At 66.6% G+C, this 24,340-nt stretch carries 25 protein-coding genes, 1 tRNA gene and 1 pseudogene; 11 read left to right on the forward strand and 16 right to left on the reverse strand.

Annotated elements, in window-relative coordinates:
* The first annotated feature begins 21 nt into the window (after positions 1-21).
* From ACIQVL_RS19110 to xerC, 4 genes are all read left to right on the forward strand, one after another.
* The gene (locus ACIQVL_RS19110; RefSeq protein ID WP_403475889.1) at positions 22-897 is read left to right on the forward strand and encodes a bifunctional DNA primase/polymerase; all 876 of its coding nucleotides are present in this window, start codon (positions 22-24) and stop codon (positions 895-897) included.
* Positions 898-899: 2 nt separating this feature from the next.
* Positions 900-2,375 (forward strand): ATP-binding protein, encoded by a 1,476-nt coding sequence (locus tag ACIQVL_RS19115; RefSeq protein ID WP_403475925.1) that lies wholly within the window; start codon positions 900-902, stop codon positions 2,373-2,375.
* A gap of 420 nt (positions 2,376-2,795) precedes the next feature.
* Positions 2,796-3,005: a helix-turn-helix domain-containing protein gene (locus ACIQVL_RS19120; RefSeq protein WP_403475890.1), complete on the forward strand. Its 210-nt coding sequence runs from the start codon at positions 2,796-2,798 to the stop codon at positions 3,003-3,005.
* A gap of 73 nt (positions 3,006-3,078) precedes the next feature.
* On the forward strand, positions 3,079-4,284 hold the full coding sequence (gene xerC / locus ACIQVL_RS19125; protein WP_403475891.1) for a tyrosine recombinase XerC: 1,206 nt from the start codon (positions 3,079-3,081) through the stop codon (positions 4,282-4,284).
* 83 nt (positions 4,285-4,367) lie between these two features.
* On the opposite strand, the gene ACIQVL_RS19130 is transcribed toward xerC, so the two are convergent.
* The 4 genes and pseudogenes from ACIQVL_RS19130 to ACIQVL_RS19145 form a co-directional block, all read right to left on the reverse strand.
* Positions 4,368-4,441 (reverse strand) — tRNA-Pro (locus ACIQVL_RS19130).
* A gap of 74 nt (positions 4,442-4,515) precedes the next feature.
* Positions 4,516-5,277: a Pr6Pr family membrane protein gene (locus tag ACIQVL_RS19135; protein ID WP_403475892.1), complete on the reverse strand. Its 762-nt coding sequence runs from the start codon at positions 5,275-5,277 to the stop codon at positions 4,516-4,518.
* Positions 5,274-5,330 (reverse strand): annotated as a pseudogene (locus tag ACIQVL_RS19140) (hypothetical protein); the annotation flags it as partial. The gene ACIQVL_RS19135 and the pseudogene ACIQVL_RS19140, both read right to left, overlap by 4 nt.
* Before the next feature lie 121 nt (positions 5,331-5,451).
* Positions 5,452-6,378 (reverse strand): metallophosphoesterase, encoded by a 927-nt coding sequence (locus ACIQVL_RS19145; protein ID WP_403442200.1) that lies wholly within the window; start codon positions 6,376-6,378, stop codon positions 5,452-5,454.
* Between the two features lie 103 nt (positions 6,379-6,481).
* Between ACIQVL_RS19145 and ACIQVL_RS19150 the strand changes: the two genes are divergently transcribed.
* The gene (locus ACIQVL_RS19150) at positions 6,482-6,949 is read left to right on the forward strand and encodes a GatB/YqeY domain-containing protein (protein ID WP_403442197.1); all 468 of its coding nucleotides are present in this window, start codon (positions 6,482-6,484) and stop codon (positions 6,947-6,949) included.
* 83 nt (positions 6,950-7,032) lie between these two features.
* On the opposite strand, the gene ACIQVL_RS19155 is transcribed toward ACIQVL_RS19150, so the two are convergent.
* Positions 7,033-9,339, reverse strand: a complete 2,307-nt coding sequence (locus ACIQVL_RS19155; protein WP_403442195.1) for a transglycosylase domain-containing protein — start codon at positions 9,337-9,339, stop codon at positions 7,033-7,035.
* 560 nt (positions 9,340-9,899) lie between these two features.
* On the opposite strand from ACIQVL_RS19155, the gene wblA reads away from it, so the two are divergent.
* The gene (gene wblA / locus ACIQVL_RS19160) at positions 9,900-10,238 is read left to right on the forward strand and encodes a transcriptional regulator WblA (RefSeq protein WP_132856581.1); all 339 of its coding nucleotides are present in this window, start codon (positions 9,900-9,902) and stop codon (positions 10,236-10,238) included.
* A gap of 43 nt (positions 10,239-10,281) precedes the next feature.
* Here the strand turns inward: wblA and ACIQVL_RS19165 are convergent, their stop codons facing one another.
* The 3 genes from ACIQVL_RS19165 to ACIQVL_RS19175 form a co-directional block, all read right to left on the reverse strand.
* Positions 10,282-11,778, reverse strand: coding sequence for an ArsA family ATPase (locus tag ACIQVL_RS19165; RefSeq protein ID WP_403475893.1), 1,497 nt, complete (start codon positions 11,776-11,778; stop codon positions 10,282-10,284).
* Entirely contained in the window at positions 11,775-12,752 is a 978-nt protein-coding gene (locus tag ACIQVL_RS19170) for an ArsA family ATPase (protein ID WP_403442189.1), read from the reverse strand. Before ACIQVL_RS19170 ends, ACIQVL_RS19165 begins: the two co-directional genes overlap by 4 nt.
* Before the next feature lie 178 nt (positions 12,753-12,930).
* Positions 12,931-13,173 (reverse strand): winged helix-turn-helix domain-containing protein, encoded by a 243-nt coding sequence (locus ACIQVL_RS19175; RefSeq protein ID WP_403475894.1) that lies wholly within the window; start codon positions 13,171-13,173, stop codon positions 12,931-12,933.
* A gap of 144 nt (positions 13,174-13,317) precedes the next feature.
* Here ACIQVL_RS19175 and ACIQVL_RS19180 point away from each other — a divergent pair, with 144 nt between their 5' ends.
* The gene (locus tag ACIQVL_RS19180) at positions 13,318-13,647 is read left to right on the forward strand and encodes a hypothetical protein (RefSeq protein WP_403475895.1); all 330 of its coding nucleotides are present in this window, start codon (positions 13,318-13,320) and stop codon (positions 13,645-13,647) included.
* A 516-nt stretch (positions 13,648-14,163) separates the two neighbouring features.
* Here the strand turns inward: ACIQVL_RS19180 and ACIQVL_RS19185 are convergent.
* The 8 genes from ACIQVL_RS19185 to ACIQVL_RS19220 all read right to left on the reverse strand — a co-directional run bounded on the left by ACIQVL_RS19185 (position 14,164) and on the right by ACIQVL_RS19220 (position 21,672).
* Positions 14,164-14,778 carry a transfer protein spdA gene (locus ACIQVL_RS19185; RefSeq protein ID WP_403475896.1) on the reverse strand — a complete coding sequence of 205 codons (615 nt, stop codon included), beginning with the start codon at positions 14,776-14,778 and terminating at the stop codon, positions 14,164-14,166.
* A 264-nt stretch (positions 14,779-15,042) separates the two neighbouring features.
* Positions 15,043-15,420, reverse strand: a complete 378-nt coding sequence (locus ACIQVL_RS19190) for an HNH endonuclease (RefSeq protein ID WP_403475897.1) — start codon at positions 15,418-15,420, stop codon at positions 15,043-15,045.
* Positions 15,421-15,513: 93 nt separating this feature from the next.
* Positions 15,514-16,881 carry a phage major capsid protein gene (locus tag ACIQVL_RS19195; RefSeq protein WP_403475898.1) on the reverse strand — a complete coding sequence of 456 codons (1,368 nt, stop codon included), beginning with the start codon at positions 16,879-16,881 and terminating at the stop codon, positions 15,514-15,516.
* Positions 16,882-17,102: 221 nt separating this feature from the next.
* The gene (locus ACIQVL_RS19200; RefSeq protein ID WP_403475899.1) at positions 17,103-17,303 is read right to left on the reverse strand and encodes a hypothetical protein; all 201 of its coding nucleotides are present in this window, start codon (positions 17,301-17,303) and stop codon (positions 17,103-17,105) included.
* Between the two features lie 862 nt (positions 17,304-18,165).
* Positions 18,166-18,480, reverse strand: a complete 315-nt coding sequence (locus ACIQVL_RS19205) for a hypothetical protein (protein ID WP_403475900.1) — start codon at positions 18,478-18,480, stop codon at positions 18,166-18,168.
* Positions 18,481-18,579: 99 nt separating this feature from the next.
* Positions 18,580-18,768, reverse strand: coding sequence for a hypothetical protein (locus ACIQVL_RS19210; protein ID WP_403475901.1), 189 nt, complete (start codon positions 18,766-18,768; stop codon positions 18,580-18,582).
* Between the two features lie 833 nt (positions 18,769-19,601).
* Entirely contained in the window at positions 19,602-19,790 is a 189-nt protein-coding gene (locus tag ACIQVL_RS19215) for a hypothetical protein (protein WP_403475902.1), read from the reverse strand.
* 196 nt (positions 19,791-19,986) lie between these two features.
* Positions 19,987-21,672 carry a recombinase family protein gene (locus tag ACIQVL_RS19220; protein WP_403475903.1) on the reverse strand — a complete coding sequence of 562 codons (1,686 nt, stop codon included), beginning with the start codon at positions 21,670-21,672 and terminating at the stop codon, positions 19,987-19,989.
* Between ACIQVL_RS19220 and ACIQVL_RS19225 the strand changes: the two genes are divergently transcribed.
* From ACIQVL_RS19225 to ACIQVL_RS19240, 4 genes are all read left to right on the forward strand, one after another.
* A complete protein-coding gene (locus ACIQVL_RS19225) occupies positions 21,671-21,844 on the forward strand; it encodes a DUF4177 domain-containing protein (protein WP_403475904.1) in 174 nt (57 codons plus the stop codon). The genes ACIQVL_RS19220 and ACIQVL_RS19225 overlap by 2 nt on opposite strands.
* The gene (locus tag ACIQVL_RS19230; RefSeq protein ID WP_390642960.1) at positions 21,844-22,308 is read left to right on the forward strand and encodes a RidA family protein; all 465 of its coding nucleotides are present in this window, start codon (positions 21,844-21,846) and stop codon (positions 22,306-22,308) included. Before ACIQVL_RS19225 ends, ACIQVL_RS19230 begins: the two co-directional genes overlap by 1 nt.
* A 161-nt stretch (positions 22,309-22,469) precedes the next feature.
* Positions 22,470-23,345: an NUDIX hydrolase gene (locus ACIQVL_RS19235; protein ID WP_403442186.1), complete on the forward strand. Its 876-nt coding sequence runs from the start codon at positions 22,470-22,472 to the stop codon at positions 23,343-23,345.
* A gap of 2 nt (positions 23,346-23,347) precedes the next feature.
* Positions 23,348-24,190 (forward strand): MBL fold metallo-hydrolase, encoded by an 843-nt coding sequence (locus ACIQVL_RS19240; protein WP_403442184.1) that lies wholly within the window; start codon positions 23,348-23,350, stop codon positions 24,188-24,190.
* Positions 24,191-24,340 lie beyond the last annotated feature (150 nt).

The raw sequence follows: 24,340 nt of genomic DNA on the forward strand, positions 1-24,340 counted from the left end.
AGAGAGCAGGAGACCTCAAGCATGACCCAACGAGCGTCAATCGGCGAGGGCCGTCCGGCCCAAACCACCCCTTGGTGCACCGCGCTGGAACTCGCATCCGTCGGCGTGCCGGTGCTGCCCCTGCGGCAAGGGAAGGTGCCGTTCGGGAACTGCCGCGCCTGCGCCAAGAACGCCTGCGGCGGCCGGCCGAACATGAAGACCGCGGGCCCCTGCCAGTGCCCCGGCATCTGCCACGCATGGGCCGCCGCCACCACCGACCGCGCCGTCATCACCTCCCCCTCGTGGGCCCCGGCGTGGCGTCAGGCCGTCTGCGTCGGCTACCACCCCGGCGGCGTCGGACTGACCGTGGTCGACCTCGACAACCCGGCGGCCATCACCTGGGCACGCGAAACGCTGCCCGCCACCCGCACCGTGCCCACCACGCGCGGCCAACACTGGATCTACCAAGGCGTCATGCCGTCACACAACGCCGTGCGGCCCGGCGTGGACATCAAGTCCACCATGGCGTACGCCCGTTGGCTCGGCCCCGGCACCGGCACCATGACCGCCCTGCCGGACGCCGTCCGCGCGCTGCCCGTGAAGGAACCCCCGGCCCGGCCGGCGCCGCAGACCCTCGCTGTCCCCGCTGGGGGCGCGGGCGGGGCGTGCCCTCACCGCACGCCCGCCTACCTGGAACGTGGGATCACCATGGCGGAGGAACGGATCACCGCGGCCCGCAGCGCGATCCACACCACCGTCTACCGCACGTTCCTCGCCGTGCTGTCGACGCACGGCGGGTGCGGCTGCCTCACCGAACCCCACATCGCGCGGCTGTTCACCGCCGCGCAGGCCAAGGGCGAATCGGCCCGGCACTGCACCGACGCGTGGACCAACGCCCGCACCAGGCTGGGACTGTGAGCATGTCCGACGACGAGAAGGACCCCGCCCGCAAGGTCATCACCGACTACGCCCAATCCCACTTCCGGTACTTCCGCACCGCCGACGGAACCGTCTACGCGCAGCGCAACGGCCACCCCGTCGCCCGCCCGATCCGCTCCCAGGGCACCACAGGCAGCCACCGCCAGGAACTCATGGTCGGCCTGTTCCGGGACGGATGCGGCGTGTTCAACGGAACCGCCCTCAAGGAGGCGTTGGACTTGATCGAAGCGCTCGCACTGACCGAGGACGTACAGCCCGTCCACATCCGCGTGGCCCCCGGATTCGACGGGGCGACGTGGCTGGACCTGGGCCGAACGGATGGACAGTCCGTCCGCATCCACCCCACCGGCTGGGACATCGCCGTCCCCGACCCGCGCGAGGTGTGCTGGCGCCGCACCCAGCTCACCGGGGAACTGCCCCTGCCTGTCAAGGACACCGACGGCAAGGGCATCGATCTTCTGCTGAGGCTGTGCAACTTCGCCACCGCGGAGACCGAGTGCCTGGCCATCGCGTGGCTGATCGGCTGCCTCGGACCGTCCGTGCCCGTCCCCGCGCCGTTCCTCACCGGGCCGCAGGGCGCGGGCAAGTCCACCGGGGGCCGCATGCTCATCAGGATCGTTGAGGGCATGACCGGCGACCTGCGCCGGGCCCCGAAGGACGAGGAGAACCTGATCGCGGCGGTGGCCGCGGGATGGGTCACCGCCCTGGACAACCTCTCCCACATGACCCCGGACCTGTCCGACGCCATGTGCTGCATCGTCACCGGAGCCGAGAACGTCAAGCGCGCCCTGTTCACCGACGGGGACGTCTTCCGCGCCCGCTACCGCCGCCCCCTGCTCCTGACCGGCATCGACGTCGGCGTCATCCGGCCCGACCTGGCCGAACGGCTCCTGCCGCTGCGTCTGGAACGGCCCAAGGTCCGGCGTACCGAGGCGGAGCTGTGGGCGGAGTACGCGGAGGTGCTGCCCGTGGTACTCGGCTCGCTCCTGGACCTCACGGTCAAGGTCCGCGCCGTGGAGGTGGAGACCCCCACCGACCTGCGGATGGCGGACTTCGCGCACCTGTGCGCGCAGCTCGACGCGGCCACCGGCTTCGGGGCGCTCACCGCCTACCGGGCCAGCCTGGACGACCTCAACGACGACGTCATCGAGGGCGACCTGTTGGCACAGACCGTCCTCCGGCACGCCGACACCCTCGAACCGGGCGCAGAACAGCGGATGACGTCCACCGAGTGGCTGCACCTCCTCAGCGGCCTCTACAGCGGCGACGACTGCCGTCCGCTGCCCAAAGGGTGGCCGACGACGGGAAAGGTCCTCTCCGACCGGCTTAAGCGCCTTCAACCGACGCTCGCCGCCCGTGGGGTGCTCATCGACTCGGGACGTACCAGCGAGGGCCGCTACCTCGAAATGACCCGCCAGCCGGCCCCGCCGCCCAACGAGCAAAAGCAGATGTTCTGACCGCGCCAGGACAAACAAGAAGAGCACCACCGGCAGCGCGTGCTCTTCTTGCTGTTCGGCGGAACGCCGCCCCAAGGTCGCGCCGCGAAGCGGCTCCGCACCACAACAGACACCCCCTCTTTTGTCCTAAGAGGGAAGCCGCTGCGTCATCTGCGTCATGCGGACGGGAAAACGGCCCCTGGCCTGCGGCTACAGCCATGACGCAGACGGCCGCGCCTGCGTCATCCTGCGTCATCCGCGTCACCCGATGACGCAGGCCATGACGCACCGATGACGCAGCCCCATACCGCTGCGTCACACAAAGCCGCTGGTCAGAAGCGCGAATGACGCTGATGACGCAATGACGCAGAAATCCGCACCTCGGACAGACGCGGACTCCCGACAAGGGCCACCGGAACCCTGCGTAGGAGGCACCACCGCATGGCCACCGTTGCTGAACCTGCCGAACAGCTCCTCTACCGCCCCGAAGAGGCGGCCAAGGCTCTCCGGATCGGACGCTCGATGGTCTACGAGGAGATACGCCTCGGACGACTTCAGACCGTCCGCATCGGCCGGCGCCGTCTCGTGCCGCCGGATTACATCGCGCAGTACGTCGAACTTCTCAAGCGCGAGGCAGAGAGCACCGCCTGAATCCCCATCATCCCAGTTGCACAGGGCCGCACCCGTCAGGGCGCGGCCCTGTCCTATGGAGGCACGACAGAGCATGACCGACACCCCGAAGCGCGCCCAAAGGGCTGGCCATGGTGCGGACACCATCTATTGGGACCCGGCCAAGAAGAGTTTCGTGGGGGCCGTTTCCCTGGGACACGGCCCGAACGGCAAGCGCCGTCGACCGAAGGTGTACGGCAAGACGAAGACCGAAGTCCGCCAGAAGATCCGGGACTTGAAGAAGGAGGTGCAGTCGGGCGTCAAGGCGCCGGCCAACTACACCGTCGCCGACGCGGTGAACGACTGGTTGGAGCGCGGGCTGAAGGGGCGCGACGAGAAGGGCACCGTCGGCAAGAACCGCTCGATGGCGAACAAGCACCTGATGCCGTTCATCGGCAAAGCCAAGCTGAAGGAACTCAGCGCGGACGATGTTGACGACTGGTTGGACGACAGGGCCGAATTCCTCGCGACGCGAAGCCTGCGTGACCTGCTCGCCATTCTGCGCCGCTCCATCGCGCATGCTCAGCGCAGGGACAAGGCCGCGCGGAACGTCGCCCTACTCGTCACCGCGCCGGAGGGGCGTCCCGGCCGACCGAGTAAGGCACTGACCTTGGACCAGGCGAAGGCCGTGCTCACTGCCGCGCGCCTGTCACGGCTGTACGCGTACCTTGTGGTCTCGCTCCTCAGCGGTGTCCGCACGGAAGAGGCGCGGCCCCTCACATGGGATCACGTCTTCCTGGAGACGAAGGACGGCATTCCGCCCCACGTCGCGGTGTGGCGCTCAGTGCGCAAGCACGGCGAGACGAAGACCAGGAAGAGCCGCCGGACCATCGCTCTCCCGAAACAGGTGGTGGACGTCCTCGAAGAGCACATGCGGTGGCAGAAGCAAGAGCGGGCATCGAAGGGGAAGGAGTGGAGCCCGACCGGCCGTGTCTTCACGACCCGGACCGGCGAGCCGCTCGATGCGGCCAACGTCCGTCGCGACTTCAAGGCCATCGTGAAGAAAGCCGGGCTGAAGCCTGAGTGGACGCCCCGGGAGCTCCGGCACAGCTTCGTGTCCCTGCTCTCCGACCACGGCATCCCGCTGGAGCGCATCGCGCTCCTGGTCGGCCACAGCAGTCAGGCCACCACGGAGGCGGTCTACCGGAAGCAGCTCCGGCCCGTGATCACGGAGGGGGCCGAAGCCATGGATGACATCTTCGCCGAAGATCAGGAAGGGAAGGGAGTGGACGACTCGGAAGAGGGTGACGCGGTGGCCTGATCAAATTCGTTTGGCCCCCTGTTTGGCCCCCCGAGCACGACAGAGGGCCAATCGCGATCACGCGATTGGCCCTCTGACCAGCGTCGGGGTGGCGGGATTTGAACCCACGACCTCTTCGTCCCGAACGAAGCGCGCTGCCAAGCTGCGCTACACCCCGGTGTCGCTGCTGTGCTGCTTGTCGCGGCGACGTCGTTTACTTTAGCCCACCGGTGGCCGGAGACGAAATCCGGTTTAGGGGCGGCGGCCGACCGGGTTCGGGCGGGTGTGGTCCAGGGCTACCAGGAGGACTGCCAGGGCGTAGGAGGCGAGGCCGAGGAGGAGGGCGTTGGCGAGGGTGGCGCGGTAGCTGTGCTGCTCGGCGTCGAGGAAGGGGTAGAGGTAGCGGCCCGGTGTGCCGGGGAGGACCAGCTCCGCCCGGACGAGGGTGAAGGCCAGGTAGGCCAGGGGGTACAGCATCCACGCCGGCGTCTGGCGGAGGTGGAGGCGGGCCGGGGGTGTGAGGATCAGCCAGTCCAGGAGTGCTGCCGCGGGGGCCGCCGTGTAGAGGAGCTGCAGGGCCAGCCACTGCCCGTGCCAGGCCACCGGAAGGTGCGTCGAGCCCGTCATCGAGAACGGGGGAGTCGTGTGGCCCAGGAGCAGGTGGTAGACCAGGGACGAGATCACGGCGTAGAGGAGTGCCGCGCCGGTCAGGGACGAGGGCAGGGGGCGGGCCGCCAGCCAGGCCCGGCGGGCCGAGGCGAGGCTGACCAGGGCGAGGAATACCGCCGCCTGTACTCCGAAGTAGCTCAGGATCCGTTCCGAGCTGCCCAGCAGCAGCTCCAGCGCCACGCCCGCCGATGCCAGCACGGCCGTCAGCAGGCGGAACACCGCGGTCACGGGGCGGCGGACGGGGGCGACCACGGCTGTCGCCGGAACGTATCCGGGTATGAGTACGGGCGTGCCCGGGACCGCGGGGAGGTCGGGAATGTCCCTGGGTATCGGAGGAGTCGTCATGCCCCCAAATTATGGATAAAGGGGCATGTGTGGCATTTTGGTCTACGCCGAGTGGGTTATTCCGTTATTCCGCCCATCGGGCTATCCGGCGATTGGTCTATCCGTCCGTCGGACCTGCTGCCCGTCCGTCGGACCTACGGCCCGTCCGTCGGACCTACGGCCCGTCCGTCGGGCCTACTCCCGGCCCACCAGCGTCAGCAGCGTCGCCTCCGGTGGGCAGGCGAACCGGACCGGGGTGTAGCGGTTCGTGCCGCAGCCAGCGGAGACGTGCAGGTAGGACGTACGGCCCTCGGCCGTGTGCGTGGACAGGCCCTTGACCCGGTCCGCGTCCAGGTCGCAGTTGGTGACCAGGGCGCCGTAGAAGGGGACGCAGAGCTGGCCGCCGTGGGTGTGGCCGGCCAGGAGCAGGGGGTAGTTGTCCGCCGTGAAGGAGTCCAGGACGCGCAGGTACGGGGCGTGCACGACGCCCATCGAGAAGTCCGCCGTGGCGGACGGACCGCCCGCCACCTGCGGATAGCGGTCGCGCTTGATGTGCGGGTCGTCCAGTCCCGTCAGCTCGACCGAGACGCCCTCGATCTTCAGGGTGCCCCTCGTGTTCGTGAGGTTCAGCCAGCCCGACCCGTCGAAGCCGTCCCGCAGCTCCTCCCAGTCGATGTGGATCGCGCCGACGACCGGCGGGTTGCCGTTCAGCCCGTGCTTGCCGTTCACCTTCTCCAGCAAGTAGCGGGCGGGGTTGCGGGGCTTGGGGCCGTAGTAGTCGTTGGAGCCGAAGACGTACGCGCCCGGGAACTCCATCAGGGGGCCCAGCGCGTCCAGTACCTCCGGGATGGCCTCCGGGTCGGACAGGTTGTCGCCCGTGTTGATCACGAAGTCCGGGCGCAGGCCCGCCAGCGACTGCAGCCAGCGCTGCTTCTTGCGCTGGCCGCTCACCATGTGGATGTCGGACACCTGGAGCACGCGCAGCGGGCGCATCCCCGGCGGGAGAACCGGGACCGTCACCCGGCGCAGGCGGAAGGAACGGACCTCGTAGCCGGCCGCGTACAACACACCCGCGGCGCCGAACGCCGCGATTCCCAGGGGTACTCCGTATCGAGCGCGCATATCTCCATCGTGTCAGACCGAGCGGGCGCTCAGAGACCGGGCGGTAGGTGGGGTGGGTAAATCGGCGGGCGCCGGGCGTGCGGCACCTGCGACAATCGGTGTCATGACCACCACGCTCAAGTCGAAGCTGCAGGACGACCTCAACGCCGCGATCAAGGGACGGGACGAGCTGCGCTCGGCCACGCTCCGGATGACGCTCGCCGCGATCACCAACGAAGAGGTCGCCGGCAAGGAGAAGCGTGTGCTCTCCGACGACGAGGTGCTCAAGGTGATCGCCAAGGAGGCGAAGAAGCGCCGGGAGGCGGCCGAGGCCTTCACCCAGGGCGGGCGTGCCGAGAGCGCCGAGCGGGAGAAGGCGGAGGGCGAGGTCCTCGCCGGTTACCTGCCGAAGCAGCTCAGCGACGCGGAGCTGGAGGGGATCGTCGCCCAGGCCGTCGAGGAGGCGAAGGCGGCGGGCGCCGAGGGGCCGCGGGCCATGGGCGCCGTGATGAAGATCGTGAACCCGAAGGTGGCCGGCCTGGCCGAGGGCGGCCGCGTCGCCGCCGCGGTGAAGAAGCGGCTCCAGGGCTGAGCGGACAGCAGGCGGTACGACGGTGGGGCCGCACCTCTTCCGAGAGGTGCGGCCCCACCGTCGTACCGGGTCGGAGCTGAGGATCAGCCCCGGTTCCCGCCGTTCCCGTTGCGGCCCCCGTTGGTGTTCCCCTGGATGAAGCCGTCGGGGAGGGAGAAGGTCGGGTTCGGGCTGGCGCCGCCGTTCGTCGAGCCGTCCGTGGTGCCGCCGTCGCTGGTGCCGCCGTTCGTCGTCAGGCCGCCGATGAGACCGCCGATCAGGCCGCCGTTGTCGTTGCCGCCGTTTCCGTTGTCGTTCCCGTGGCCCTTGTCGTGGTCGTCCTCGTCCGGGATGTCCACGAGGTTGAAGGACTCGTCGGTCTTGCCCTCCAGGGCGCCCGTCATGGCGTCCTTCCAGATCGGGCCCGGGGTGTCGGCGCCGTAGACCTCGGAGTGGTAGACGCCGCCGATGGTGATGTTGGTCATCTCGATGTTCTGCTTGGCGCTGCCGACCCAGACCGCGCCCGCGAGGTTCGGCGTGTAGCCGACGAACCAGGCGTTCCTGCGGGAGTCCGTCGTACCCGTCTTGCCCGCGCTCTCCCGGTCGTCCAGGCCGGCCTGCTGACCGGTACCGGAGTCGATCACGCCGCGCAGCAGGGTGTTGATCGTGTCGGCGGTCTTCTCGCTCATCGCCCGCGAGCAGGTCGACTTGGGGACCGGGATCGACTTCTGCTCGTTGCCGACCTTCTGGGTGATCGACTCGATGGCGACCGGCGTGCAGTACATGCCCCGGTCGGCGAAGGAGGCGTACGCGCTCGCCATGGTCAGCGGGGAGAGGCCGATCGCGCCGAGGGCGATGGCCGGGGTCTGCGGGAGCTTCGAGCCGTCGCCCTGGTGGACGTGGAGCGCGTCGGTCATCTTGACCACCGGGCACAGGCCGATGTCGGAGATCAGCTGGACGAAGTAGGTGTTGATGGACTTCGCCATCGCCTTCTTCATCTGGTACGGCCCGACCTCGGACTCGTTCTCGTTCTGGACCTGCTCGTTGGTCGTGTTGACCCACTGCTTGCCGTCGCACTGCTGCACGGGGCTCGGGTAGTTCATCTTGTACGGCGACGCGTACTCCTGCGTCGCCGGCTTGCCGCCCTCGATGGCGGCCGCGGCCACGAACGGCTTGAACGTCGAACCCGTCGGGAAGCCGTAGTTGGAGCCGCCGTAGTCCCGGTCGACCGAGAAGTTGTACTCGGTCTCGTTCTTGTTGTAGCCGTACGGCTTCGACTGGCCCATCGCCAGGATCTTGCCGGTGCCGGGCTCCACGAGGGTGGCGGCGGCCGCGACCGAGTCGGACTTGTAGACGTGGTCCTTGATCGAGGCCTGCACCGAGTCCTGGGCCTGCGGGTCCAGGGTGGTGCGGATGGTCAGGCCGCCCTGGTTCCACAGTTTGGCGCGCGCCTCGCGGGTCTTGCCGAAGGTCGGGTCGGTCAGGAAGACGTTCTCGACGTACTTGCAGAAGAACCCGGCACCCTTGACCGCGGTGATGCAGCCGTTCTTCGGCTGGGTGACGTGCAGGCCGAGCGGGGCCTCCTTGGCCTTGTCGGCCTCCGCCTGGGAGATGTCGCCGAGTTGGGCCATGCGTTCGAGCACGACGTTGCGCCGCTTGGTGGCCTCGGCCTCGTCGTTGACCGGGTCGTAGCGGCTCGGCGACTGGACGATGCCCGCGAGCAGAGCCGACTGCTGGAGGCTGAGGTCCTTGGCGTGCTTGGAGAAGTAGCGCTGGGAGGCGGCCTCGACGCCATAGGCCTGCTCGCCGAAGAAGGTGATGTTCAGGTAGTTCTCGAGGATCTTCTTCTTGCCGAGCTTCTCCTCCAGCTGGATCGCGTACTTCAGCTCCTTGACCTTGCGGCCGAGGGTCTGCTGGGTGGCCTCGGCGACCTTGGTCGGGTCGTCGCCGGCCTCCTCGATGAAGTAGTTCTTCACCAGCTGCTGGGTGAGCGTGGACGCGCCCTGGGCGACCCCGCCGCTCTGCGCGTTCTTGTTCAGCGCGCGCAGTACGCCCTTCAGGTCGATGGCGCCGTGCTGGTAGTAGCGCGAGTCCTCGATCGCGACGATCGCCTTCTGCATGTACGGCGAGATGTCCTTGAGCTCCACCACCGTGCGGTCACGGGAGTAGACCTGGGCGATCTGGTTGCCCTTGCTGTCGAGGATGGTGGTGCGCTGGCTCAGCTGCGGGCTCTTCAGGTTGGCCGGGATCTCGTCGAAGCCCTGGACCGAACCCTTGGCCGCGAGGCCCAGGGCGCCGGCCGCGGGCAGCGCGATGCCCGCCATCACGGCTCCCGCGAGCACACTGACACCGAGGAACTTGGCGGCCTGCTGTGTGGTCGACAGACCACCGCCCGAGCGCTTCTTTGGCATGGGGGCAGCCTAATCCGTAGTCCTGGGGGTTCCGGGGGAGCGGGTGGCTCTCGGGATGTTCGAGTGCCGGATCGTGACATAGAGGGCGACCCGGTTCGCGCCGGCCGACCGCACGGCATGCTCTGCCCGACGGCACGGCGACATGGACGGTCTACCTTGCCATTCGCCGGACACGCGTACAGGCCTTGGCCTAAGCTGCTCTCAACTGTCACAGCAGTGCGGTCACGTATCAATACGTCCGGCGACCCCGAATCGTTTCGGAACCTGCCCACTTTTTTTCGGGTGAAGTGTTGATGGCGTGTCCGAATCCGCCTCGTGTGTCACTCGGCGTCCGTTGTGGCGCACCGCAGCTGTCCGGTTTTGCCGCGATCATCACGCATGTCGCCAGCTCACTCCCGCGGGTGATCTGCCGCTTACCCATAGTCCGTTCGGGCCATTCAAGATTGGGCCCGAAGGGGGTGTTGCGCTGTGCCCACCTTCCGTAACGTCCTCAACTGGCGGCGGTGAATATGCCGCTGCCGCCGTGGGGGAGCCTCGATTCGGGAGAGGACGGCGCCGGTATGGGCTGGGTAACCGACTGGAGTGCGCAGGCCGCCTGCCGCACTACCGATCCGGATGAACTGTTCGTTCAGGGAGCGGCGCAGAACAGGGCCAAGGCGGTGTGCACCGGCTGTCCGGTACGCACTGAATGCCTGGCCGATGCGCTGGACAATCGCGTCGAGTTCGGCGTGTGGGGAGGCATGACGGAGCGGGAGCGTCGCGCACTGCTGCGCAGGCGGCCCACCGTGACCTCCTGGCGCAGGCTCCTGGAGACAGCGCGCTCGGAGTACGAGCGGGGGACCGGAATCGTCCCCCTCGACAGCGACGAGGTGTACGAGAACTACGCGGCCGTGAGCTAGACCGGTCGGGTCTGCGAGCGGACCGGACAGGTCGACGACACGTCTACGGCAGCTCCGGCCGGCCGGCCGCGAGCCGGTCGCCGATGTCCCGCAGCCCCGTGAGGTCGTGCACGTCGCCGGGCAACGCGGCCACCTCCACCACGGCCACCTCGGGGTGGCGCGCGGTGAAGCGGTCACGTGTGCGCTGCTCGCGGGAGAGCAGCTGCATGCGCTCGGCGTGCAGCCTCAGCAGGCCTGCGGTGAGCTGGTCGACCGTGCGGTCCGGGGTTTCTGGCGACGGGCTTTCTGACGGCGGTCCTTCTGACAGCGGTCCTTCTGACGAGGGGGATTCGTCAGTCGGGTCCGCAGGCGGGTTCGCAGTCGGGTCCGTAGTCATGTCCGTAGTCATGTCCGCAGTCGGGTCCGTAGTCATGTCCGTAGTCATGTCCGCAGTCGTGTCCGTGGGCCCTGACGAGGGGGATCCGTCGGGCCGGGACTCGGACGGCGCAGGCGCGGGTGATTCAGAACTGCCGTACGTGTCGGGAGAGTTACGAAGTCCAGCTTTCCCGCCACCCTGATCGACAATGCGGGGCTCCTCAAGATTTTCCGCGGCGGCGAGCGCACGCTCGGCCGACAGCCGGGCGGCGCCGCTGCCGTGGACCCGGTTGAGGACCAGACCGACCAGCGGCATGTCCTCCGCGGCCAGCCGCTCCACGAAGTACGCGGCCTCGCGCAGCGCGTCCCGCTCCGGAGCCGCCACCACCAGGAACGCCGTACCCGGCGCCTGAAGCAGCTTGTACGTCGCGTCCGCGCGGGTGCGGAACCCGCCGAACGTCGTGTCCATCGCCGCCACGAACGTCTGCACGTCCTTCAGCAGCTGCCCGCCGAGCAGCTTGCCGAGCGTGCCGGTCATCATCGACATGCCGACGTTCAGGAACGCCATGCCCGCGCGGCCGCCGAGCTTCGCGGGGGCCGTCAGCAGGCGGATCAGCCGGCCGTCCAGGAAGGAGCCGAGCCGCTTCGGCGCGTCCAGGAAGTCCAGGGCGGAGCGGGAGGGCGGGGTGTCGACCACGATCAGGTCCCACTCGTCCCGGGCCCGTAGCTGGCCCAGCTTCTCCATCGCCATGTACTCCTGCGTGCCCGCGAAGCCCGCCGAGAGCGACTGGTAGAAGGGGTTGGCCAGGATGGCGGCCGCCCGCTCGGCGTCCGCGTGCGCCTCCACGACCTCGTCGAAGGTGCGCTTCATGTCGAGCATCATGGCGTGCAGTTCGCCGGGGCCGTCGGTGCCCTTCACCTTCCGCGGCACGTTGTCCAGCGAGTCGATGCCCATGGACTGCGCGAGCCGCCTGGCCGGGTCGATGGTCAGTACCACGACCTTGCGGCCCCGCTCGGCCGCCCGCAGGCCCAGGGCCGCCGCGGTGGTGGTCTTCCCGACGCCGCCCGAGCCGCAGCACACCACGATCCGGGTCTCCGGGTCGTCGAGCAGCGGATCGACGTCGAGCGCGGGCGCGTGCGACAGGCGACGGGCGTCGTCCTGTGCCTCGGCCGGGTCCGGAGTCATGACATCCCCTGTTTCCGCAGTTCGCGGGCGAGTTCGTACAGGCCCGCCAGGTCCATGCCCTCGGCGAGCAGCGGCAGTTCGTGCCGCTCCAGGTCCAGCTCGGCGAGGACCGCGCGCTGCTCGTGCTCCAGCGCGTACCGCTCGGCGTACTCGGCGGCCTGCGCGAGCAGCGGGTCCACCAGCTGCTCGGCCTTCCCGCCGCGCCGCGCCCCGCCGAGCCCGGCCGCCGACAGCGTCTGCGCCACGGCGGTGCGCGGCACGGTCCGTACGAGTTCCAGATCGGCGGCGTCCAACACCTCCGGCCGGACCATGTTCACGATGACCCGGCCCACCGGCAGCCGCGCGGCCCGCAGTTCCGCGATGCCGTCGGCGGTCTCCTGGACCGGCATCTCCTCCAGCAGGGTGACCAGGTGCACGGCCGTCTCCTTGGACTTCAGCACCCGCATCACGGCCTGCGCCTGATTGTGTATCGGGCCGATCTTGGCCAGCCCGGCCACCTCGTCGTTGACGTTCAGGAAGCGGGTGATGCGGCCGGTCGGCGGGGCGTCCATGACGACGTAGTCGTAGATGAAGCGCCCGGCCTTGTCCTTCCTGCGCACCGCCTCGCACGCCTTGCCGGTCAGGAGCACGTCCCTGAGGCCGGGCGCGACGGTGGTGGCGAAGTCGATCGCGCCGAGCTTCTTCAGCGCCCGGCCCGCCCCGCCGAGCTTGTAGAACATCTGGAGGTAGTCCAGAAGGGCCAGTTCGGGATCGATGGCGAGCGCGTAGACCTCACCGCCTCCCGGCGCCACTGCGATCTTCCGCTCTTCGTAGGGCAACGCCTCCGTCTCGAAGAGCTGGGCGATGCCCTGCCGGCCCTCGACCTCCACGAGAAGCGTCCGCTTCCCCTCGGTCGCGAGGGCCAGCGCGAGTGCGGCGGCGACCGTCGTCTTTCCGGTCCCGCCCTTGCCGCTGACGACCTGGAGCCTGCTCACATCTTCGAGACTAACCAGTCGGCCGGACACTCACGCGGGAGGCTGTGGATAACCGTGCGTGCGGTGGGCCACGTGTCCCGTCCGTCACAGCGGATACAGTCGCCCACATGACCAAGTGGGAATACGCAAAGGTTACGACACGAACGATGGCATGCGCCAGGGGGCCTCTGACCTGCGGTTATGCCTCACCTGACGGAGTGTCGGCAACGAAATAGCCACGGCCACTGACCACGTACACCAGGCCCTCAGCGCGCAGGCTGGCCACGGCGCGGGAAGCAGTCGACTGTGACACGTCGAATTCGGCCGCAATGGCCACCGTCCCCGGTAGGCGCTCACCAGCGCGATAGGCGCCACTCTGAATCCGGCGCCGGATCTCTGCTGCCACCTGCGGCCAGTGCGGCTCGGCCCTATTGATCTCCACCTAGTCAGCCTGCGACGTAATGACCCATTCGGCTATCGAGCTAGTCAGGTACCGAGCTAGTCTGAGTAGGGCAAACAGAAACGCCCCGCTCCGCTGGACTAGCGATCACAGCGAAACGGGGCTACCGACTGGATTGGAGTCGGCATGGAGAGACTACGGCCTCTTGGCTACGACGCAGGCACGCGGAAACCGGCCTACGCCGTGACGGAACCAGGCGGAGCACTGGACAAGGCTTGTGACCTGTTCGCACTGGAGTCGGCGGCCACTTGGTACACGCTGGCAAGCGCAATGGTCGAAGGTCCGGCGCTCAGCGCTGATGAAGCAAACTTCATCCTGGCGCGCGTAGTTGAGGCGCTGGGCGAGGTACTGCCCATCGCAGCGAAGGCCGTTGCCGACAATCCGGCCGCTGATCTTCCGCTGTACAGCGAGGCAGGGCGAGAGATTGGCGCTGCGATGCGGGATATGAAGGCGTAGGCGCCCAAACGCAAAAGTGCCTGGTTCCTCCCTCAGCGGGAAGAGCCAGGCTCTCTCGTTTTTCAGGCGCCATATACACGCGCGACGACCAATGCTGTTGCTTCGTTGACTGCGTCTAGGTCATGGCCGAGCAGATCAGCGAAATCACACACGAAGTCCCCGAAGGTCTCGTGTGCTGATTCCCTGGGCCAGCCACCATTAGCCATCATCCGCGTAGCTATCTGCTCATAAACGCTGCCAGGTTCCAAGATGATGTCAGCAACTTCGGAAGGGGTCATGAGAAAGCCTCTCAGCATCATGCGGGCCGGTTACCTACTCGGTTTCAGCGAAGTCGAGAACGGGCGTCAGAGCCTCCGGCGTGGTCCATTCGCTGTCAGGGTTCCGGCGGGCCCATTGGCGGCGCGTACGGGCGCGTATGACGTCCTTACGGGCCTCTGGCGGCCATTCCCACAGCGGACGCCACAACTCGACCTCAGACAGCGTGAGAAGCGCTTTGAGACGGTCAACGGCCATGGGTCATACCGCCATTGCCAGGTACCTACGGCCGGTCCGCTCGGACACTCCGAAATGGCGAGCCAGCGCAGCGCCGGTCACACGCTGGCCAGCAGCGGACAGAGTGGCCACAGCAGCGCGAATGCTGTCAGGGGTGGCCGGTCCGTTGTCGGCAACGCTTTCGGCCACGTCCGGCGCGCTGTCTTCGAAGTCCTGCCAGAGGTCATCCGGGATTACGGACTCAGGAAGCCTCTCAGCGGCCACCTGCGGCCCGTTGGGGCTGTCGCTGGGCTCACTGTCCGCAGGAATGGCCGAACGGCGCTTAGAGGGGCGTACAGCGTGCATGGCCCAGACGACCAAAGGAGCGGCCACGCTGGCAGCAACGGTCACGGCAGTAAGCCACCGGCCGGACAGTGGAAGATGGGCGGCCACGTTGAATGCCACAACGGCCATGACAGAGGCGGCCACATTCCGGCGCTGGCGGACAGACCAGATCATGAACAGGTCGAGCGCCAGCGGAAAGGCGGGGGATGTGTATTCCGTAAATCCGCAGTGCAGCGCCAGGCCGTATTCCGCGCTGTAGCTCAGGTACATAGCGGCGAGTAGTGCGGACCACTTGAGAAAGACGTCAGTTTTCATTTTCGTTAGCTTTCGGTAAGCATTGGCGCCGATTACGTTCTGTTTGCTGACGATGCGTCAGAAATGGCCCCAGCCGGCCTGGAAATTGAGGTTTTATGCAATTCCGGAGGCTTTTTGAGGCAGACCCCCCGGGTCAGAATTTCGCAGCGATGTTTCCCGCTGTGTGGGGCCGGGTCAAAATGGCGCTTCGCCTAGAGATTGACCTACCCCCGGGTACTCGCATACATATGCGATTTCTTGCGCCCTCAGTGCATGGAAATGCAATTACAGCGCGTAGCTTCCGCCCTGGTTATCTGGCTTAGCGCCACGGCGCGAATTGCAGGAGCGGCAGAGCACGCGCAGGTTTTCCCTGTGATGCGTCCCGCCTTTAGCCAGCGGGATGATGTGGTCGACCGTGAGATCGGCGGAGCCATGCGCCGGAACTCCCCACCCTGGGCACCATTCACCGTGCTGCGAGCGCCAGCCCTTGAGCACCTGTGCCCTCACTCTGCGATAGGTGATGTCATAGCCGCGCTGACTTGCGCTGGGTCGCGTGACTGCTCGTCGCTGCTCGTATGCCTTATTCCATTCCGCCTGATGCACATCACAGCGGGATGGATTAGTAGTCAGGCGGCCACACTTGAGACAGGGTCGCTTAGGCATTGGGCTACGCCTTTCTTGGGTGGGACAAAACGAAGGCCAGCCACTCAGCGGGAGCAGGCTGAATGACTGGCCTTCGGGTAATGCGCCTATGGCTTAGGCAAGAACCTGGCTCAGGCCCGCACCGGAAATGACGCTGATACTCGACGGGTAACGCGCGGGCTGGAAAGACGCGTAGTTGTAGACGCGCAGGAACATCGAAAGCTGATTCGCGTACGTATGCGGGAAAGCCTCAGCCTTGAAATTGCCCTCCCACGAGAAGACGTCGTCAGCCTTCAGGACAATGATCCGGTCCTCATTGGTGCCCGCTCCGAGATTGGTCGGGATGTTCGGGTCAAGGTAAACCGGAAGACCAGCGAAGTAACCGGCCGGACCCTCAGCGGAAAGGTCAGGAGCAATCAGGCCCGCAGCGTTGAAGGCTCCGCCAGAAGTCGCCGGGAGAATGATCGGCCGGTTGCTGGAATCGACCTGCGCGAGCATCCAAGCGAACCGGCGCGGATGCATGACGATCGCAGTAGGCGCCGCGTAACGCGTGGTCCAGATCTTCGAAATGGCGGACGCCACGGCGGTGTAAATGCTATTCGCGCCAGTCAGCGAAGCGCCGGTGGCCACGGTCACAGTGTTGACGCCACCCAGGGTGAGAATGCCAGTCGGCTGGCCAGCGGAGCCAGAACCGGTCAGATAAAGCGTGTCGAGCTGCTTCGCGTAATCCGCAGCCAGGTCGCTCAGGATGACTTCGTCAGTCCGAATGGGCGACTGCTCAAGCATCTGAAGCGAAATGGTCTGGCCACCGGCCACCGTAAACACGCTGGACGCAATCGCAGTGGTAACCATGTCCGTCTGCTGTACGGCGCTATTCTGCGTGCCCTGAACGGCCGTAGCGGTGCCGCCGGAAACCTTCGGAATGTTGATGGAATCCGTACCGGCCGGAAGCGGGTTATTCGTGACGAGATCAGCGAACACGCGATGCGGACGGGCGTACTTCACGTACTCCTGCTCAATCCACAGCGGAGGGACGAATTCGCCACCGGCACCATTCGTGGTGTTCAGCGCGCGCTGCTCGGCGTCATTGCGCTCTAGCCGCTGACGCGCGTCACGGTCACCGGTCTGGGCCACACGAGCCAGGTCAAGGAAGTAGGAGTTCCGGCCCTCACGGGTGTACGTAGAGGGCTCGGAAGTGATGCGGGCAGAACCGGTCATGTTGGAATTCCTCAGGGAGTTGGTAGAAGGGGCGTAGCGCTGAGCCATCGGAGCGGCGGCGTCATCGGCGCGAATATGAGCCTCTAGCTCGTCAATGCGCTCCTTGAATGCCTCAGCCTCGCTGAGATACCGATCAAGTGAGGCACTTTCGGCGTCGGTGAGAACGCGCTCTTCCTGCCGAACCTTGTTGATAATCTTGTCTGCCGTCAGCTTGGCGTCGTCGCGCTTGATGCGCAGATCAGCGATAAGGGATCGCTTATCCATGTTGGTTTTCTCGTTTCCTTCGAAGGATGCCGGTAAATCTCACGACCAGCGGCGAGGAAGTTCACTTGCGCGCGTGATAGCGCGCTAGCTCATACGCGGAGCGACAGGGCTTGCAATAAGCGTTGTGCTGTCTTCGCCTGTCGGTGCGCCGCTCAGGGCTGAAACAGCTCTCGTGTTTGTAGCGTTCACAGCGGGAGCAGCGGAGCAGGGGCCAATTAGGCTCAGGCGGCGCGGAATTCGAGCACATGGCTCAGCTCCGCTCGCGCTGCTCGGTGGTCAGCAGGCGACGTAGACAGACGATCAACCAGCGAAAGCGCCTCAGCGCGAGACAGGCCACGTCGTACCAGGGAATCCACCATGTTGGCTTTGCCATCGGCACTGTGCTCGCGCAGGGCATGAATGCAGGTCTCGTGTGGACTCATGCGGGATTCCCTGGCTTCAGCGGACGGGATGCGCGCCAGGTAAGGCCAGCATGGAGGCGCTGACGCTCTAGCGCGTTATGGCGGAGATTGCATCCGGCGTCGATAAGGGCGGCCATAAGGTCTAGGTCTGGGTGTGTGCTGCCATCAGCGCTAACGGCGCCACCGTCGGCGTCTATCTTCGCTGCAAGTTGCTCGGTCCAGCGATTCAGGCGCGCTCGCAGCGACGGAGTCTCAGTGTCAGCGCGCGGAGTCTTCGGCATATCAGCAGGAGTAGGGGCGCTGCGTCGTTCAATGGGGTATTGGCTCATTGGCCTAGATTTCTGTGAGTTGGTAGCGCTGCACGCACATACGGATTTCCGTAGGTGCCTGGTTAGTGGCTGCGCGTGGTCCTGCGCGGTGCGTAAAAGATCCTGCTCGTGCGCACGGATTCAGCGGCCTCTGCGAGCGCGCAGCGAATGCAGCGGGATGCCAGGTAATCGGGATTCCCCGGATGCGGATAGAAGGTGTCCACCGGCTTCGGGATGCCACAGTTGGCACAGGTCTTCGTCTGCATGCGTAGCGCTTTCGTTCGCTGGGCAAAGAAAAAGGCCCCCGTGTCGAGATCCCTCAGGCTGCAACCAGGGACCTCGGCACAGGGGCCAAGAATTTGGGAGGACCACATACGGATTTCCGTACGTGCCTCAGCGAGGATGCGCCGGTTGCAGTTGGCGTGTGCCTCGGGGAGCCGTAACAGCTCCTACTTATATTGGATCGGGTGAAAGGCCCCACCCACTTGTAAGCGAGCGGCCCGAATGCCTGAGAGTCAGAAATTCGCCATTTCGGCCGGCTGCGGGCCATTGGGTGTTCGAAAACGCGGGAATTCTCACTCGCCCCAGATTCGCCGCAGTGCCTTACGTCGCACCTGTTCAGCTTCCAGCGAGCACGGCGCGCAGTAAGGCATGTAGTCGTGGGCGTCATCGCTGTACAGGAAGAACTGAGGCCCTTCCCGCTGGTCGAGAAAGGTCAGCTCCCACTCAGCGGCAGGAGCAGCGCACAGGGCGCAGGCATGTTCGCTGGCTTCGCCCCTCAAATACCGAACCCTGGCAAGGGCGTTGACGTAGTCAGCGTGAGCATTGGGGTTGCGCTCAGCGAGTCGGGAGAGACGCGCGGAGCGCTCGGCTAGTCGGCTGTCATTCATGGTGTGTGCTCCCTCATAGCAGGACGGCCCCTGTGCGCCTCTGTGAGCGCTTCAAGGGCCGTTCCCTGGTGTCTGGTTGGCTGAGCCGGTCTGCGGCCCTCAGGCGCCGTTCTGGCGCTTCACAGCGCGATAGTGGGACGTCTTGCAGCGAGGAGAACAGAAGCGCTTAGGGCGCCCCCGTCCGGGCCGGTAGGTGGACACGTCGCAGCCTTCGCGCTCGCAGGTGGCGCTTTCCCGCTCGTACTGCACTTCCGCGCGCTCGTCGTCCAAATCGTCTTGCAGCGTCATGCAATCGTCAGATGCCTGGCGCGAGTTGTAGTCGCATATCCGCTGATTTTTGTACCGGACAGCGAACGGGTCTCCGCATAGTTCGCAGGTCCGTTGCTCCCGAGGGTTGTTGCTGTCTCGCCACTCAGCGACTCGACACGTCGCGGAGCAGAACCGTTGCTGACGTCCGGTCAGTCGGTTAGTGCAGCCGGATCGCTGACAGCGAATCCACCCATCATCAGTGTGCATGGTGTGTTCCTTTATCGATGTAAGTGCTACGGGGAACCCAAACGACATAGGTTTTCTTATGCCTTATGGTGTTCGTGTTTCACATAACTAAAAAGAGAACAGGCGACAGAGGGTGATTGTTTGGTTGGCCCTCTCGCGCTGTCTCAGCCTCGCTGCCTCGCTCGCTGCGCACGCTTCTTGCAGGCCCCTCCGCAATACGTACGCGGGCGCCCCGTGGCAGGCTGCGTAATGGTCTCTCCGCAGACAGGGCATGCCCCATCGGCCCCTAGGGCGGCCTCAGCGCGCAGGGCGTTGCCGATGGCGTCGAGTACCTGGGGGGCATTTCCAGTCTCGCCGTACAGGGTCGCCTCTAGCGCTGCCTGAGCATCCCGGAGCAGGGCGAGCAGTTCACGCTTAGTCATGGTGTTTCGATCCTTTCGGGGACACAGGGACTGTCCCTAAACGAGTTGCGTAGAAATTGGGTGGGTCCGAAACTGAGTTACGGGGACATGAGGGTGTCCCTAAAGGCGTTTCGGGGACAGTCGCATAGGTGCGAAAGTCACTAAACAAGGGAAGAGAAAAGCCACCCAGCGCGAAACTAGGTGGCTTTCGTTCTGCGGTAGCGCTCAGGCCAGCGCGAGACCGGCCTTTCGCTTTGCCTGGCGCTCAGCGTGAATGCCGAGCATGGCAAGTCGCTTTGCCTGTAGCACCGGGTCATGTCCCATATCCGACTGGAACGCTCGGACCAGGCGGCCACGGTGCGAGTCTTCCGACCCCCAAGACATGATGATTTTCAAGAATTCGTCCGCTGCCATGGTGCCTCTCTCTCCTGAGCCGTAACTGCCCTCACTAATATTGGATCGGGTGAAAGGCCCCAGCCTCTCGGAGCGCTTCGAGTGTTCGAACGTCTGTTCGAATCAATGTGTGCCTGTCTGCGGGCAGCAGAAAGCCCCGCCCAGGCAATCCCACTAGGGACGCCCGAACGGGGCTCAGAGAGGCTGTCAGGGGCGCCTAGACCCACTCGACGGATACGCGCCCCTCAATCACGGCAGCCGCCTTACTGCCCCTGCTCTTCTCGTCGCTGCGCGCCTTGCGAACGGTCACCTTCTTGATGAACAAGGCCACGAATGACCGGCGTTCGGTCAGCTCCGTCGACTCCCACCATGAACCAGGGCCCAGCGGGTCACCGTTGTCCGACTCCAGCCATTCGCTGATAGGCAGCGTCATCGAGCCAGTCTGGCCCAGGACTTCGAGGCGGCTTTCTGCGGCGCGTAGACGTGCCTGTTGTGCCTTGATGTCTTCTTGCCAGCGAGCACGGCCCACAGGGTCACCGGCGTACAGGTCACGGTCGTCGTAAAGCTGTGTCAGTGCCCGCGTGGCGTCTGCCCGTTCCTGGATCACTGCGCTTCGCTCCTGCGCTGTCTCAGCCGTTTCGTTGATTTCGGCGTAGTGCGCTGCCACTCGCTCAAGAATCTCGCGCGATTCCTCGTCGTATTCGGCAGCAGCGATCAGGGCGAAGATGCTGCGGACTACGTGGTCGTCAAGAGCGGCGCGGGAAATGTAGCTGCGCCCCTCATGGTCACCAGGCGCAGCGCTCAGAGGCTTACCGGCCGGACGGTTGCAGAAATAGGACGGGCGCGCAGCGTTGTTCGCGCTCATCGAGCAGCCGCAGGCGCATTCCATGATTCCCATGGACGTAAGCAGCGCCGTAGTCCGGTGCTCATTCATTCGGACCGGCCGAGCGTCGAGCCAATCCTGAATCGCGAACCAGTCAGCCTCGCTGAGAATGGGCTCCCAGACGCGTACAGGCTTGCCCTCAGCATCGCGCCGGACACGGTGGCCGGTAGCGCGACCCTGCGCGTCATAGATCGTCTCAGCGTCGAAACCGGCAAGATGCGGATGACGCAGCATGCGGATAAGTGTCTTGGGGTGCCAGGCACTTTGCGCTGTCTTCTTGCCTCGCGATGCGCCCAGCGTGGCTACGCCCTCAGCATTGAGAGTCGCGCACATCGAGTGGACAGAGTCCGTACCGGCGAGCAGCGCCTTTACGATGCGCCGGATAACTTCCGCTTCATCGAGCTGAGTTACGAGAATCTGAACAGCAACAGGCTTGCCATTAGGCGCCGTTCGATTCTCCTGCTGAAGCCTGCGGCCATAGGGCGCCTTTCCGCCTACATAGCCACCCAGCGAGCGAGCCAGCGAGGCAGCGTCACGAACGGCAGTGCTCTTGTTCTTCGACTCCTGGTAAGCGGCGTCGAGTCGGAAAATCAGGTGGATCAGGTCCATGACTTCGCCGGGCCGGAACACGCCTTCAGCGACAGAGACGATCGTGACGCCCAGGGACATCAGCTCATTGACGATTGGGATAGCGTCGCGCGGCTCAAGGCGGGAAAGCCGAGAAATGTTGTAGACGATCACCACGTTGATTCGGCCCAAGCGGCAGTCACGGAGCAGCCGCTCAAAGTCCGGCCGCTCAGTCCCGCTGTAGGCGGATATACCAACGTCCTCATAGTGACCACACCAGGCGGCCTCGCGACCCTGGCGCGCAGCCTCAGCGGCGAAGGATTCGTACCGAGCGGCGCTTGACTCACGCTGTACGGACGGGCTTGCCTCGCTTCCATTGACCCGCCCGTAGGACTGGCGCGTATAGCCTGCGACGTGGAAGTTCATACCTCGGACCGCCTCTGGAGTGATCATGGCCGAACGATGCCATCGTTCATGGGAATACGCAACCGTGCCGCTGCTCGTCCATGCCACGAAGCAGATTCTGGACACCTGGGGCGAGGACGGCTGGGAGCTCGTCCAGGTGGTGCCCGGACCCAACAACCCCGAGCAGCTCGTGGCCTACCTGAAGCGGGAGAAGCCGTAATGGGCGCCGTCGAGGCCAAGCTGGCCGAACTCGGCCTCGCGCTGCCGGCGGTCGTCCCGCCGCTCGCCGCCTACCAGCCGGCCGTACGGTCCGGCGCCTACGTGTACACCTCCGGCCAGCTGCCGATGGTGGACGGCAAGCTCCCGGTCACCGGCAAGGTCGGCGCCGAGGTCACCGCCGAGGAGGCCAAGGAGCTGGCCCGCGTCTGCGCGCTGAACGCCCTGGCCGCCGTGAAGTCCGTCGCCGGTGACCTGGACCGGGTCGCGCGCGTGGTGAAGGTCGTCGGCTTCGTCGCCTCCGCGACCGACTTCACCGGGCAGCCGGGCGTGATCAACGGCGCCAGCGAACTCCTCGGCGAGGTCCTCGGCGACAAGGGCGTGCACGCGCGCAGCGCGGTGGGCGTCGCGGTGCTGCCGCTGGACGCGCCGGTCGAGGTCGAGGTCCAGGTCGAGCTGGAGCCGTAGCCGACCGGAGCCGACGGGAGCCGACCGGAGCCGGAGCAGACGGAAGCCGACTGGAGCGGGAGCCGACCGAAGCCGACCTGAGCCGTAGCCGACCGGAGTCGGAGGCGTGATCCGCCGAGGCACCTCTCGAACATTCGCTCCCCACGGGATAGCCTCCGGTAATGGCCGATGGACAGTGGTATCCCCCCGAGTGGCCGGACCGCATCCGCGCACACGCGGAAGGCACCCTCGTGCCGGTGCCCCCGAAGCGCGCGGCCACCGTGCTGCTCCTGAAGGACACCCCGGACGGCCCCGTCGTCCACATGCTGCGCAGACGCGCCTCCATGGCCTTCGCCGGAGGCGCGTACGCGTATCCGGGCGGCGGTGTCGACCCGCGCGACGACGACCACCAGGTCCGCTGGGCCGGCCCCACGCGCGCGTGGTGGGCCGACCGGCTCGGCGTCGACGAGGCGGGCGCCCAGGCGATCGTCTGCGCGGCCGTCCGGGAGACCTACGAGGAAGCCGGTGTGCTGCTCGCCGGTCCTGCCCCCGACGCCGTCGTCGGGGACACCACCGGGGACGACTGGGAGACCGACCGCGCGGCCCTGGTCGCCCGTGACCTGTCCTTCGCCGAGTTCCTGGACCGGCGGGGCCTGGTCCTGCGCTCGGACCTGCTGGGCGCCTGGACGCGCTGGATCACCCCGGAGTTCGAGAGCCGCCGCTACGACACCTGGTTCTTCGTCGCCGCCCTGCCCGCCGGCCAGCGCACCCGGAACGCCTCCACCGAGGCCGACCGCACCGTGTGGATCCGCCCGGCGGAGGCCGCCGCCGGCTACGACAAGGGCGAGCTCCTGATGATGCCGCCCACCATCGCCACGCTGCGCCGGCTCCTGCCGTACGCCACCGCCGCCGAGACGCTCGCGGCGGCGCCCGCGCGGGACATGACCCCGGTGCTGGCCAGCGCCCGGCTGGTGGACGGCGAGATCGTCCTGACCTGGCCGGGCCACGACGAGTTCACCAAGCGCATACCGACCGACCTGACGACCGGTGGAGCCTGACCATGACGGACGCAGCAGCCCTGCCCGGCCAGCCGCGCGGCGGAGTCCTTGCGGGGCCCGCCACCGTGCGGGCCGTCAACGTGCTGGCGCCCAACGCGTCCGTGATGACCCTGGACGGCACCAACACCTGGATCGTCGCCGAGCCCGACTCCGACCTGGCGGTGGTGATCGACCCGGGTCCGCTGGACGACGGCCACCTCAAGAACGTCGTCGACACGGCCGAGAAGGCCGGCAAGCGCGTCGCGCTCACCCTGCTCACCCACGGCCACCCGGACCACGCCGAGGGCGCCGTACGGTTCGCCGAACTCACCGGCACGCGCGTGCGTGCCCTCGATCCGGCGCTGCGGCTCGGTGACGAGGGTCTGGCCGCCGGTGACGTGATCACGACCGGCGGGCTGGAGCTGCGGGTCGTACCGACCCCGGGCCACACCGCGGACTCCCTCAGCTTCCACCTCCCGGCCGACCGCGCGGTCCTCACCGGCGACACCATCCTGGGGCGCGGCACGACGGTCGTCGCCCACCCGGACGGCCGTCTCGGCGACTACCTGGACTCGCTGCGCCGGCTGCGCTCGCTGACGGTCGACGACGGCGTCCACACCGTCCTGCCGGGCCACGGACCGGTCCTGGAGGACGCCCAGGGCGCCGTCGAGTTCTACCTGGCCCACCGCGCCCACCGGCTGGCCCAGGTCGAGACGGCCGTGGAGAACGGCCACCGCAGCCCCGCCGAGGTCGTCGCCCACGTCTACGCCGACGTGGACCGCTCCCTGTGGCCGGCGGCGGAACTGTCGGTAAGGGCCCAGCTGGACTACCTGACCGAGCACGGGCTGATCCAGACCGAGGTCTGATCGCCAGTCCGGGCTCCCCGCCGGCTTCCAGCGGGCCCGGCGAAGTCCGCTGGGGGTACTCCAGCCGAAGGCAGGGGGAGGAACTGCGCGACCGGCCACGAGGGTGCCGCAGACGGCACGGCCACGGCGGTGCCGCAGACGGCAGACGCA

The organism is Streptomyces sp. NPDC090499 (assembly GCF_044769305.1).
Lineage (GTDB): Bacteria > Actinomycetota > Actinomycetes > Streptomycetales > Streptomycetaceae > Streptomyces.

Excerpts from the sequence above, each read along its gene's own strand:
- ACIQVL_RS19110 (WP_403475889.1), top strand. The coding sequence starts at position 22 with ATGACCCAACGAGCGTCAATCGGCGAGGGCCGTCCGGCCCAAACCACC.
- ACIQVL_RS19115 (WP_403475925.1), top strand. The coding sequence starts at position 900 with ATGTCCGACGACGAGAAGGACCCCGCCCGCAAGGTCATCACCGACTAC.
- ACIQVL_RS19120 (WP_403475890.1), top strand. The coding sequence starts at position 2,796 with ATGGCCACCGTTGCTGAACCTGCCGAACAGCTCCTCTACCGCCCCGAA.
- xerC (WP_403475891.1), top strand. The coding sequence starts at position 3,079 with ATGACCGACACCCCGAAGCGCGCCCAAAGGGCTGGCCATGGTGCGGAC.
- ACIQVL_RS19135 (WP_403475892.1), bottom strand. The coding sequence starts at position 5,277 with ATGACGACTCCTCCGATACCCAGGGACATTCCCGACCTCCCCGCGGTC.
- ACIQVL_RS19145 (WP_403442200.1), bottom strand. The coding sequence starts at position 6,378 with ATGCGCGCTCGATACGGAGTACCCCTGGGAATCGCGGCGTTCGGCGCC.
- ACIQVL_RS19150 (WP_403442197.1), top strand. The coding sequence starts at position 6,482 with ATGACCACCACGCTCAAGTCGAAGCTGCAGGACGACCTCAACGCCGCG.
- ACIQVL_RS19155 (WP_403442195.1), bottom strand. The coding sequence starts at position 9,339 with ATGCCAAAGAAGCGCTCGGGCGGTGGTCTGTCGACCACACAGCAGGCC.
- wblA (WP_132856581.1), top strand. The coding sequence starts at position 9,900 with ATGGGCTGGGTAACCGACTGGAGTGCGCAGGCCGCCTGCCGCACTACC.
- ACIQVL_RS19165 (WP_403475893.1), bottom strand. The coding sequence starts at position 11,778 with ATGACTCCGGACCCGGCCGAGGCACAGGACGACGCCCGTCGCCTGTCG.
- ACIQVL_RS19180 (WP_403475895.1), top strand. The coding sequence starts at position 13,318 with ATGGAGAGACTACGGCCTCTTGGCTACGACGCAGGCACGCGGAAACCG.
- ACIQVL_RS19185 (WP_403475896.1), bottom strand. The coding sequence starts at position 14,778 with ATGAAAACTGACGTCTTTCTCAAGTGGTCCGCACTACTCGCCGCTATG.
- ACIQVL_RS19190 (WP_403475897.1), bottom strand. The coding sequence starts at position 15,420 with ATGCCTAAGCGACCCTGTCTCAAGTGTGGCCGCCTGACTACTAATCCA.
- ACIQVL_RS19195 (WP_403475898.1), bottom strand. The coding sequence starts at position 16,881 with ATGGATAAGCGATCCCTTATCGCTGATCTGCGCATCAAGCGCGACGAC.
- ACIQVL_RS19200 (WP_403475899.1), bottom strand. The coding sequence starts at position 17,303 with ATGAGTCCACACGAGACCTGCATTCATGCCCTGCGCGAGCACAGTGCC.
- ACIQVL_RS19205 (WP_403475900.1), bottom strand. The coding sequence starts at position 18,480 with ATGAATGACAGCCGACTAGCCGAGCGCTCCGCGCGTCTCTCCCGACTC.
- ACIQVL_RS19210 (WP_403475901.1), bottom strand. The coding sequence starts at position 18,768 with ATGACGCTGCAAGACGATTTGGACGACGAGCGCGCGGAAGTGCAGTAC.
- ACIQVL_RS19215 (WP_403475902.1), bottom strand. The coding sequence starts at position 19,790 with ATGGCAGCGGACGAATTCTTGAAAATCATCATGTCTTGGGGGTCGGAA.
- ACIQVL_RS19225 (WP_403475904.1), top strand. The coding sequence starts at position 21,671 with ATGGCCGAACGATGCCATCGTTCATGGGAATACGCAACCGTGCCGCTG.
- ACIQVL_RS19220 (WP_403475903.1), bottom strand. The coding sequence starts at position 21,672 with ATGATCACTCCAGAGGCGGTCCGAGGTATGAACTTCCACGTCGCAGGC.
- ACIQVL_RS19230 (WP_390642960.1), top strand. The coding sequence starts at position 21,844 with ATGGGCGCCGTCGAGGCCAAGCTGGCCGAACTCGGCCTCGCGCTGCCG.
- ACIQVL_RS19235 (WP_403442186.1), top strand. The coding sequence starts at position 22,470 with ATGGCCGATGGACAGTGGTATCCCCCCGAGTGGCCGGACCGCATCCGC.
- ACIQVL_RS19240 (WP_403442184.1), top strand. The coding sequence starts at position 23,348 with ATGACGGACGCAGCAGCCCTGCCCGGCCAGCCGCGCGGCGGAGTCCTT.